Genomic DNA, 9,664 nt, shown 5'->3' with positions numbered 1-9,664 from the left:
TCGCGTGGTGGACAATCAGCTTTTCACCGTGGCGAGTCTAGTGACGATGTGAACACCGCCGCGCGCGACGTGGTTCGGAGGAGGCGAGCGGCGATCATTGAGGTCGCCTGCGATGTCGACGTGTCCCCGAGCGTTGCCGCCGAGACGCTACGGGATACTCGGACGTGGCCTCTCTGGAGCCCGGTCATCGAGGGCGTCGAGAGCGACGATCGATACGTGCGTCAGGGGACCCGCGGCCGCGTGCGGATCGGCTGTGGCTGGGTTCCATTCCGCGTCACGGGTTTCAACGGCAGGCGTTGGGACTGGATCGTCGCCGGATTGCCGGCGACCGGGCATTCGATCGAGGCGTACGTCGGAGAGCCGAACCGCTGTCGGGTCATCATCGAGGTCCCGCTGCCGGCGATCGCCTACGTGCCGACCTGTGAGCGTGCGCTCCGGCGCTTCGCCGACGGCCTCGAACGCGACGCGTTTTAAACTTGGTGAGGACACGTCGACCCCACGCACGTCCCGGCTACGGCGGCCGCTCTATCGTGAACCGATCCTCGGTGCTTGCATACCGGTTTCCGGCGAGCCGGCCGACGGTCTCCAGCCGGTCGATATCGATCTTCCCGTCGGCGAGGACGTCGTCGTCGACGTGGGCGTACACGACCTCACCCACCACCACGGTCGATCCACCGATCTCGATCGCCTCCGTGAGGTGGCACTCCATACTGACCGACGCCTCGGCGACGCGGGGAGCATCGACGTGAACCGCCTCGACCGGGGTCACGCCGGCGTGATCGAACTCGCTTTCCTCCGGCTCCAGCGTCGCACTTGAGGCGTTCATTTCCTCGACGAGATCTCGTGTGACGACGTTGACGACGAACGCCTCCGTCGCCACGGCGTTCGCGAGGGTGTCCTTCGGTGCCGCGGCGGTGGCCACGGGGGCGAACAGCAGCGTTGGCGGGTCGACCGCGGCGACCGTATAAAAACTATACGGCGCGAGGTTCTCGCCGGCCGGGCCGCGTGAGGAGACCCACGCGATCGGTCGGGGTGTAACCGCCGTCGAGAGGAGTCGATACGGTGATCCGAAGGCGTCGGGATCGCCGGATCTCACCGTTCCTCCTCGCGGGCGAACGGGTCGATCCGCTCGGCACCGGGCACCTCCTCGTCGACGGTGAAGCCGGGCCCCTGCGTCGCTAACTCGAAGACGAGCCCGTCGGGATCGGTGAAGTAGATGCTTTTAAAGTACGTACGATCCTTCACGGTCGAGACGTTGACGTCGTGAGCGAGGAGGTGCTCGCGCCACTCCGCGAGCGTGGTCTCGTCCTCAACCCCAAACGCGAAGTGATGGCTCGCGCCGGGACCGGGCGCGCCCCGCGACCCGGGGTACTCGAAGTAGGTGACGGTCGTTCCCGGCTCGCCGGCCGGCGTCGGCGAAAAGTAGTAGTGTAACGTTCCCGGGTCGTCGTAGTTCTGCGTCCGTTTGACCGTGTGCCAGCCGAGGACGTCCTCATAGAAGGCGACGGTGGCATCCATATCGGTACAGATATTGGTCACGTGATGTAAGCCGGTGGTCGGTGGGGCATCGGTCATCGATACGGGTCGGTTCGTGGAGGAATCGGTTAGTTCTGTGGGCGGGTCCATCGCGATGGGAACGTTATCTTAAAAGAGACCGATCCCGACCGCGTACGGCCAGCTCGTGCCGCCGATCGCGAGAAGCGCGAGGGCAGCACCCGCGCCGTAGATGTTCTTGAGGAAGCTCGTGAGCTCCGACTGGCGCCCTTCGGGATCCTCGACCGACCAGAAGTCGTGCATCGTCACCGCGGAGACGAGAAGGAAGACCGCCAAGCCGCCGGCGGCGAGCACCGGAAAGAGCCCGAGCGCGACTCCCAACCCCCCGGAGACGAGGAGGACGCCCGAGGCGATGACGGAAAAGCGGGGTGCCGGCAACCCTTTAAATTCCGCGTAGCCGGCCATCGTGTCGACGTCGAGGAAGTGATTGAGTCCCATGAACGCGAGTACGCCGCCAAACAGCAGACGGCCGATGAGGAACAACTCCCCGGAGAGCGGGGTATCGAACTGTAGTGGTATCGTTGCGAATTCAGCTATCATTGTGCAACCACATATACGAGCGTAACCTATATATCGGTTCCCGGACAAAAGGGTTAGCAGGTAACATCAATGTCCTCGCAGGAACTTACAGAGAGCGGTGCTGAAGTCGGAACGGCGGATGACGACGGGTCACACTCCCAAATCAGCGACACACCGTGTCCGATCGTCGAATCGATCGACCAGATAGGCTCGCGATGGCGACTTGTCGTGCTTCACGAACTACAGAACGGGGAACGGCGGTTCAACGAGCTCAAACGCGAAACCGACGCGAACGCCAGGACGCTCTCGCGCGTGCTCGACGACCTACAGGAGACCGGGTTCGTCGATCGGCGGTTGGAGGAGGACGCCCCGGTCGCGACCTACTACAGCCTCACCGCGAAAGGGGAGTCGCTCGCGCCGATCTTCGAGGAGATCGGCGAGTGGGCCACCGAGTGGCTCGCCGAGTGCAACTCGACGTGATCGATTCGAGCGGTGGTTTATAAACCGTCATCGCGCCGGCCCGGTCAGAATTCGTCCAAACGATACTGATTCGGACCGACACGCTTTTCTGGGTCTTCGAGGTCGGCCCCCAGCAGCCGTGGGAGTGCAGTGTACGCGAATGTCAGCGCCAACACGAGAATGATTGGTGCGAGGAAGAGTCCGTAGAACCCGAAAACGACCGGCCCGAAGACGTACGCCAACATTAATAAGCCGACGTGGGTGGTCTTGCCGCTGAAATACGGGCGAAGCAGGATGTCGGGGATCGTATCGACGACGACGACCACGACGGCGACGAACAGACCGACATATAGGAGCGCCGTGATGTCGTTCGCTAACACGGCGGGGGTCGCCGCTGCGGCCGCGAGCGGGATATAGACGATCTTCATCCCGATCACGGGGATCAGGCTGGCGATGCCGGTGAGCGCCCCCGCAAGCGCCGGATACGGGACGGTCGCCCCGGCGGGAGCGAGGAGGTTGTATCCCGTGTACGTCGCGACGGCGATGAGCGAGATGGCGATGACGTTGAGGAGGTTCCCGTATAGGACCGCTTCAAGCTCCGCATCGGCCGCCTCGAGGTACTCACGCACGATCGCTTCGTCGTCGAAACTCAACAGCCACTCGTGGAACTTCGACCCATCGAGCAGCAGGTAGTAGGTGACGATCACGGCGATGAGGACGTTCAACAGGAAGCCGGTGACCGTCGAGGTGAGCAGCCCGGCGTGCTCCGAGAGGAGGTCGATGAGCGGATCGAAGCCGCCCTCCTGGTACGTCGTGATCAACCCGTCGACAGTCGGATCCGAGAGGTCGGCGAGCCCGTCAACCCACGCGACCTCCCCGCCGACGGACTCGGTCACGGGATACTGTTCGATGAACCGTCGCGCCTCGATCACCAGCAGCACGAGCGTGTAGCTTAAAAGCAGGATCAGCGGCAGCCCGATGACCGAGATGGCCGCCGCTGCGCGGATCCGTGCGGGAAGCCGCAGCCGCGCCAGCCCATAATAAAACCGACGCGTGCAGTAGTACAGAAAGACCGCCACGGTGAGCGCGGCGACGAATCGATAGGCGATGAAACCGACGATGAGGGCGACGACGATGCCGAAGAGGGTGATCACGAACCGTTTCTCGTCCATGCGCCACCGTATCCGGCGGCAGATATAAAGCATCGGGGAGCCGAAGCGGTCGACCGCTCCGCTCTGCCGTCCACCGATCCACTCAGTCGTCCGAACTCCGGTCGTCGGCGGCGACCCGTTCACCTTCGGCGACCCGTTCACCTTCAGCGACACGCTCCCGGTGGGCGAGCTGTTCGCGGTGGAGCGTGAGGATCATATCCGCGAGGACGCCGAAGATCAACAGTTGAATGCCGAGGATCGTCGCCCCGGCGGCGCCGACCGCGATGATCTCGTGGCCGACCCCCCGGACGATCCATCGATACAGCACGTAGGCGGTCATGAGCACGCCGGCCAGCGTCGAGACGGTGCCGATGCTTCCGAAATAAAAAAGCGGGTTGTTGGTCTTCGCCTTTCGGTAGAGTTCGAGAAAGATCACCCCGCCGTCACGGATCGGGTGTAAGTTCGTCGCGGAGCCGTCGGGACGGGCACGATAGGTGATCGGCACGACCGCGACGCGGACCCGGTTTTTGACGCACTCGACGGCCATCTCCGTCTCGATGCCGAAGCCGTCGGCGGTGAGGTTCATCCGGAGGAACGACTCGCGGGTGAACGCACGGTAACCCGAGAGGATGTCTTCGTATCTCTCGCCGTGGACCAGTCTGAAGGTGAGGTTGATGATCCGATTGCCGAACCGGTTCAGGCGCGTCATCGCCCCGGAACGCATGTCCGCGAACCGGTTTCCGATCACGTGATCGGCGGTGCCCGCACGAAGGGGTTCCAACATCGCCTCCGCGTCGGTCGCCTCGTAGGTCGCATCGGCGTCGGCCATCAGCACGTACGGGGTGTCGATGTGATCCCGGACCGCCTCACGAACCGCTTGTCCCTTCCCCTGTCCGGACTGTCTGAGAACCCGCGCACCGGCAGCACGGGCGATCTCACGGGTATCGTCGGTCGACCCACCGTCCACGACGAGGACGTTCGACAGTCCGACCTCACGGAAGCCGGTGATGACCTCCTCGACGGTTGCCGCCTCATCGAGCGTCGGGAGGAGGACACAGACGTCATCGAGATCGACCATGTCCGGAGGAACTCGCGCGTCTTGCTAAACTCTGTCCCTCCTGTCCGGCACGCGGTGCCCCCACCAGTACAATCATGTGCCTGAACGCCGAATGTGATCCCATGACACAGTTGGCGGAGACGCACCGGGAGGAACTGTGCAGCGCGGCACGCACGACTGCCGGCGATGAGATCCGAAGCATCACCTACTTCACCGAGGACGCGGTCGAACAGCTCTATCTCCGAAGCGACTTGGATCGGACGGCCGACCTCGTAGGGTTCGCCGAGAACGAGCGGCAGGGGTTCCAATCACAGTCGCTGTATACGGGCACCCAGCTCGGAAAGTATCGGTTCACCGTGCGTGTCTTCGAAAACGGCTACCTGACGCGGGTCATCGCGAACAACCACGGGGTCTGGGTGACGGCGGACGCGATGGACATCGACCGTTTTGAGGAGTTAGGTGCCGCGCTCGCGGGCGTCCTGCGGACGTTCGATCCGGCGTAACCGCCACGGCTAGACCCCGACCACGAGGAGCGTGTTTCTCACCGCCGCGAGCAGCGAAAGGATCCCGACGCCCCCGAACATCGCGATGGCGACGAGGCGACGGCTCCCACCCGCGATCGCGATCGGGACGCCGATGACGACCATTCCGACGGCTTTCGTGAGGATCATCCCGGCCACGGGTCCGAATCTGGTCATAAACATGGAACCGACCGGCGACCCCTCGATGAACCCCGCGGTCGTGATGGCGACGTACGTCGAGAGCATATCCGCGAGGATACCGACGATGAAGACGACGATCGCCGCGGCGAGTCGGGAGGTCACGGGTGATTCGTGATTTGCGGCGGGGAATAAAAAATGCGCGAGCCGGGATCGTCGCGAGCGGAGGGACTGAAGGTACGGCTCGCAAACGAACGAGAGTGAGTGCGCGAGCCGGGATTTGAACCCGGGCCATGAGCTTGGAAGGCTCAGGTCCTGCCACTAGACCACTCGCGCGCACTCGATCGTTGCCGGTTCGATTTTAAGACTCTTCCTATCCCAATTGGGATCCGAGGATAAAACCGAGGTCACCGGATGTCGATATCGACTGGCTACCGGATCAACGGACGCGATCAGTCGTCCGACTCACGGAGACCCGAGACGATCGGGGCGGCGTGGCCGCTTCCGAGGGTCCGCTGGGTGATGAGAATACCGACGAGCACAGCGGCACCGGCACCCTGAACGACCCAGCTGGGATAGACCATGACGACGACGCCGAGCACGAACATCCCCACGCGGATCGGTGCTCGCCACCATCGGCTCATGTTGAACGGGTAGTTCAATCCGTAGATGATGCTGGCCGCCCCGGTCATCACGAGCGCCGCGGTGATCATCGTCTCACCGTCGATCACCGTCGAGACCAGCTCCGGGTGGTAGACGAAACTGATGGGGAGCACGAAGAACGGCGCGGAGATAACGAGCGCCTTTCCACAGGATCGCCAGAAGTTCGAGCCGGCGATCCCGGAGGCGATGACGACGGAGACGGCGACCGGCGGCGTGATCCCCGCAAGCACGGACGCATAAAACACCATGTAGTGGGCGGCCAAATGCGGGAGTTCGAACACCTGGATGAACGTCGGCGCGACGAGCGTCGAGACTATCACGTAGGCGGCGACCGTCGGCATGCCGATCCCCATGACGATACAGACGCCCATCCCGAAGAGGACGGCGACGATCAACACGCCGCCGGAGATCTGCATCAACATGATCGCGATCCGCGAGGGCATGCCGGTCGTCATGAGCAGGTCGATCATGCCGTTGACCGCCGCGAGGATGATCGCGATCGGCGCGAGGATGATCGCCCCGCGTCGGCAGCCGTCGATGACGTGTCGAATCTCATCGAGCAGGGTGTATGCCGGAGCCGATAGCGACGTCTCCTCGGGATCGCTTCGGGTCAGCACTCCATAGCTCGACTGTAACACCGGCGTGGTGATGCCGAGGACGATCATCGTCACGACGGTCCAGAAGGCCGCCGTCGGCACCGTCCACTGGAGATAACCGAGGGTGAATATGAGGATGAAAAACGGGACACCGAACCTGGTTCCCTCGACGATCTTCTCCGAGCGGGTGAGCGGTTCATCGAAGTAGTCCTCGAACCGCATCCGCTGGGCCCCGATCTCGGTGACGGAGGTGTAATGGACCGCCAAGAGGATACACCCAATGAGGATAAACGCCGGGATCAACCCCGCGATAACGGCGTCGACGTACGCGATACCGAGCGTCGAGGCCATCACGAACACGGCTGCACCCATCACCGGCGGCAGGACCTGCCCGAGCATCGAGGCCGACCCCTCGATGCCGGCGGCCGTCCGACCACGCAGGCCGGCGTTCATCATCGTGGGAATGGTAAATGAGCCGGTCATGCCGGCGTTCGCCGCCTTGGACCCGTTGACCGAGCCGATGATCGCGCTGGCGATGACCGCGGTCTGGGCGACACCCGAGGAGATGAACTTGCCGCTGTAGATCGCGACCCGCAGGATAAGCTCGAACGCGCCAAACGCGAACAGCAACCCCGCGTACAATAAGAATGGAGCGATCCAGACCGCCGTCAGCTGTGTCAGCGAGCCATAAAAGCCGGCGAGGTCCGTGATCAGCATCTGAAGCATGAAGGTCGTCGAGATCCCGCCGTGACCGAACAGGCCGGGGACGTAGTTCCCATACAGCGCGTAGATCATCGTCCCGCCGATCAAAAGCAGGAACACGTTGCCATAGGACCGCCATGTGAGGTACAAGATCACGGCGATCACGAGCCACGCCAGCCAGTATTCGTGATCGAAGGCCCGCCCCTGTCGGCGATAAAACGCGTCGTAATCCTGCAGGATGTACACCGTCGCGACGATCAACACGACGGCGATCGCCCCGAGCAACACCAAATCGAGATAGTCCCGATCCAGGATCGACTCCTTCGCTTCCGTCAAGAGATATATAAGGAGGATCCCACACAGGAACGCGACGGCGAAGAAGGGTCGCTGGATCGTCGCGACGTCGGAGATCTCCCACATCATGTACAGCCAGAAGATCACCGCCGCCGCGGTGATCGCGTAATCGAGCGGCGGGAGGCTTTCGCTGTCCTCTCCGGGACCGGACGCGGTAACGGACTCGCTTTCGGTTTCCATCGTCTATTGCGTTGGTGGTGATGGTCCGCGGTTCACCCGGAGAGCCGGGGAGAGCGGAACCTTACTCGAAGTACTCGCCCATCTGATCGACGTCACCGATCACCCAATCATCGTCCCAGACGCCGGCGTCTTGGTAATACTCCGCCGCACCCGGGTGGAACGGGTAGTCATCGAGCGCGCCGGTCACCAAGTCCTCGGCGTTCTCTGGAGTGAACCGCTGTTCGGACTGCCGGATGACGTCGTTCTCCTCGGCGGCTATCCGCGTGAGTTCGTAGGCCGCCCCCTCCGGACATTCGGGGTGGAACGCGTAGGTGATGTTGAGGTCCCAGGTGACGATCTCGTCGGTTCCGATGTCCTGGTCCCAGGCGAACTCCTCCTGTGCGTTATCGAACTCGTTGAGGCTCGCACCCGGGAAGGTCTCGATCGCTTCGATCAGATCGTCGGTGTGTTCGACGTACCGGACGTCGACACGGGCGTCGTACTCCACGACCCAGCCGGTGTTTCCGACACCCGGGGTACCGTAGGCGATCGCGGCGTCGATGGAACCCTCCTCCATCGCTCCCGGCGCGTCGGCGACGTCCATATCGACGATGTTCATCTCCTCGTAAATGTCGGCGATCGGGTCCTGCTGCCAGACGTCGAGGGTCGTATCCCGGGTGGAAAAGCCGGGCTCGGCCGGATAGACGTTCGCGCCAGCGAGATCGTCGAAGGTCTCGATGTCCGTGTCCTCGCGGGCCATCACGTAGATCCCGTAGGGGAACGCCAGGAATCCCTGCCAGGGGAGGATGTCGACGGGATCATCCGCGAAGTCACTCTGACCGGTTCGAGCGTTGTTAAGCGAGTTGGTGTCGATGATGCCGCCATCGAACTCGTTGTCCGCGACCCGATACGTCGTTCCGATATATCCCGGGCTTTCGATCGTGGAGTACGCGAGCGTATCGCTTACCTCCGATACCGCGGCTTCGACCGCGAGCCCGACGTCCATGGTTCCGCCGGTCGAGGTCCCCCATCGGATCTCGTAGTCGACGTCCTCGTCGACATCGTCGTCGTCATCGCCGATGTCCATGTCGTCGTCGTCATCGTCGAGCGGATCGTCATCCTCCGGATCGACATCCTCGTCGCCGAGACAGCCAGCTACTCCCAGTACACCTGCTGCTGCCGCCGCCTGCAGGAAGCGACGACGTTTGGAACGATCGATCGTCATGCTATAGGCGATCCTTTGTGCAACCTTCTATATATAACCTTCGAGCATGTTATTCGTCCTCGGGGGTGTTTTTGTCATTTGGCAGTTAATTACATGATGTGTAGACATGTGTCAATCCCGTTGACGGGTGGATCCTCGCGATCGGCGGCGCCGTATTCCACAACCCGTGCGTCGTATCCGTGATGGCCCCTCCTCGCGAATTAAAAAGAACGAGCGGCCGGTGACGAGCGGCGTACGGACGGAGGACGGCGAGATGGTCCACGAAGACCGGCGTATCCATGTCCAGGCGCTCAGGATGGGCTTGCCTCGCTTACGCGTTGAGGAACAGGTAGGCCCAGTACGTGACTCCCGCCAACAACGCGACGGCCAAGACGACCTCGATCGCCCGAACGATGGGCGGCGTGTAGCTTCGAACGCGGGACTGTAGTTCGTTGAATCGATCCCCCAGCCGTGTGAGCCCCTCAATGACGCGCTCGGCCGTCGATCCCTCGGCTGATTCCTCCGATGACATGTCACCCCCTTCGACCGACGGTAGAATAAACGTATGGCCCACTCCGCTGTCGATC

The 9,664-nt window shown here is 62.7% G+C and carries 12 protein-coding genes and 1 tRNA gene; 3 read left to right on the top strand and 10 right to left on the bottom strand.

Features of this window, described 5'->3' with window-relative positions; genetic code table 11:
• Positions 1-48 precede the first annotated feature (48 nt).
• Complete coding sequence (locus CHB65_RS03645; protein ID WP_089383700.1) at positions 49-474, top strand: polyketide cyclase; 426 nt, start codon at positions 49-51, stop codon at positions 472-474.
• A 37-nt stretch (positions 475-511) separates the two neighbouring features.
• Here the strand turns inward: CHB65_RS03645 and CHB65_RS03640 are convergent, their stop codons facing one another.
• The 3 genes from CHB65_RS03640 to CHB65_RS03630 all read right to left on the bottom strand — a co-directional run bounded on the left by CHB65_RS03640 (position 512) and on the right by CHB65_RS03630 (position 2,094).
• Positions 512-1,096: a flavin reductase family protein gene (locus tag CHB65_RS03640; protein WP_089383699.1), complete on the bottom strand. Its 585-nt coding sequence runs from the start codon at positions 1,094-1,096 to the stop codon at positions 512-514.
• Entirely contained in the window at positions 1,093-1,575 is a 483-nt protein-coding gene (locus CHB65_RS03635; protein ID WP_089383698.1) for a VOC family protein, read from the bottom strand. Before CHB65_RS03635 ends, CHB65_RS03640 begins: the two co-directional genes overlap by 4 nt.
• Positions 1,576-1,644: 69 nt before the next feature.
• The gene (locus tag CHB65_RS03630) at positions 1,645-2,094 is read right to left on the bottom strand and encodes a DoxX family protein (protein WP_089383697.1); all 450 of its coding nucleotides are present in this window, start codon (positions 2,092-2,094) and stop codon (positions 1,645-1,647) included.
• A gap of 69 nt (positions 2,095-2,163) precedes the next feature.
• On the opposite strand from CHB65_RS03630, the gene CHB65_RS03625 reads away from it, so the two are divergent.
• On the top strand, positions 2,164-2,553 hold the full coding sequence (locus CHB65_RS03625; RefSeq protein ID WP_089383696.1) for a winged helix-turn-helix transcriptional regulator: 390 nt from the start codon (positions 2,164-2,166) through the stop codon (positions 2,551-2,553).
• A 44-nt stretch (positions 2,554-2,597) separates the two neighbouring features.
• Here the strand turns inward: CHB65_RS03625 and CHB65_RS03620 are convergent, their stop codons facing one another.
• Entirely contained in the window at positions 2,598-3,704 is a 1,107-nt protein-coding gene (locus tag CHB65_RS03620) for an AI-2E family transporter (RefSeq protein ID WP_089383695.1), read from the bottom strand.
• A gap of 82 nt (positions 3,705-3,786) precedes the next feature.
• The gene (gene aglJ, locus CHB65_RS03615) at positions 3,787-4,761 is read right to left on the bottom strand and encodes an S-layer glycoprotein N-glycosyltransferase AglJ (protein ID WP_089383694.1); all 975 of its coding nucleotides are present in this window, start codon (positions 4,759-4,761) and stop codon (positions 3,787-3,789) included.
• A gap of 101 nt (positions 4,762-4,862) precedes the next feature.
• Between aglJ and CHB65_RS03610 the strand changes: the two genes are divergently transcribed.
• Positions 4,863-5,243: a DUF7522 family protein gene (locus tag CHB65_RS03610; RefSeq protein WP_089383693.1), complete on the top strand. Its 381-nt coding sequence runs from the start codon at positions 4,863-4,865 to the stop codon at positions 5,241-5,243.
• 9 nt (positions 5,244-5,252) lie between these two features.
• On the opposite strand, the gene CHB65_RS03605 is transcribed toward CHB65_RS03610, so the two are convergent.
• The 5 genes from CHB65_RS03605 to CHB65_RS03585 form a co-directional block, all read right to left on the bottom strand.
• The gene (locus tag CHB65_RS03605; RefSeq protein ID WP_089383692.1) at positions 5,253-5,564 is read right to left on the bottom strand and encodes a hypothetical protein; all 312 of its coding nucleotides are present in this window, start codon (positions 5,562-5,564) and stop codon (positions 5,253-5,255) included.
• Positions 5,565-5,664: 100 nt separating this feature from the next.
• Positions 5,665-5,735: transfer RNA gene (locus CHB65_RS03600), tRNA-Gly, on the bottom strand.
• Positions 5,736-5,851: 116 nt separating this feature from the next.
• Positions 5,852-7,894 carry a TRAP transporter permease gene (locus tag CHB65_RS03595; RefSeq protein WP_089383691.1) on the bottom strand — a complete coding sequence of 681 codons (2,043 nt, stop codon included), beginning with the start codon at positions 7,892-7,894 and terminating at the stop codon, positions 5,852-5,854.
• A 61-nt stretch (positions 7,895-7,955) separates the two neighbouring features.
• Complete coding sequence (locus CHB65_RS03590; protein WP_089383690.1) at positions 7,956-9,098, bottom strand: TAXI family TRAP transporter solute-binding subunit; 1,143 nt, start codon at positions 9,096-9,098, stop codon at positions 7,956-7,958.
• 310 nt (positions 9,099-9,408) lie between these two features.
• Positions 9,409-9,609, bottom strand: coding sequence for a hypothetical protein (locus CHB65_RS03585; protein WP_089383689.1), 201 nt, complete (start codon positions 9,607-9,609; stop codon positions 9,409-9,411).
• Between the last annotated feature and the right edge of the window lie 55 nt (positions 9,610-9,664).

Origin of the sequence: Halorubrum vacuolatum, assembly GCF_900188065.1 — an archaeon.
Classification (GTDB): domain Archaea; phylum Halobacteriota; class Halobacteria; order Halobacteriales; family Haloferacaceae; genus Halorubrum; species Halorubrum vacuolatum.
This window is presented reverse-complemented; position numbering and strand designations above follow the sequence as displayed.